General features: G+C 42.3%; 1 protein-coding gene. It reads right to left on the bottom strand.

The window, feature by feature from the left end; all coding sequences use genetic code 11:
• Positions 1-605: IS4 family transposase (locus tag AAEY62_RS20115; RefSeq protein ID WP_350556361.1), on the bottom strand; the 605-nt coding region annotated here is incomplete at both ends.

The raw sequence follows: 605 nt of genomic DNA, 5'->3' as shown, positions 1-605 counted from the left end.
CCAGATTTTTTCTGCGCCATTTTCACCATCTGGTATCGGAGCAAGTTATAGCTCAACATTACGCCCCATAATTCTTGCGCTATCATCTCAGGTTTCTTGCTGCGTAGCGTAAAGTGACTATTCAGTAAGGTTTGTTTCATTTCTCGATAACCAAGTTCAATTTCCCACCGATCACTATAGAGGTCAACAATTTCAGCCTTAGGGAAACGCATTGGGTCTGTTAATGAAGTGAGTATATTCACCTCTTTCCCCTTAACCGTTTTTGTGACTAGCCTAACTTCAATGCTCTCTGGTAAATCGTCGAACTTTTTTCTCGCTTGTGCTGTTGCTTTTAGCTTGATGAGTTTGTCTTGACGACCTAGAGAGCGAACAATTTCATATTGCGTGCCTTTTCTCATCGGTTGAAGCCAATGCCTATTTACCCCAGCATGATGCCAACGATTGAGTAAGCCTAGAGAATAGAAGCCTCTATCAAATAACGTCAGTGAGTTATCGGGTGTTGCCTCGATTAAGTCTTCAGCCAACACCATTTCACTAGTACGACAACTATCAAAGGCGCTCCCCATTAATAAATGACTAGTTAACTCCATCAAACACACCATGCG

Origin of the sequence: Pseudoalteromonas sp. GW168-MNA-CIBAN-0100, from assembly GCF_040309225.1 — a bacterium.
In the GTDB taxonomy this organism is placed as follows: domain Bacteria; phylum Pseudomonadota; class Gammaproteobacteria; order Enterobacterales; family Alteromonadaceae; genus Pseudoalteromonas; species Pseudoalteromonas arctica.
The sequence above is the reverse complement of the archived record's forward strand: the minus strand, read 5'-3'. Positions and strand labels throughout refer to the sequence as shown.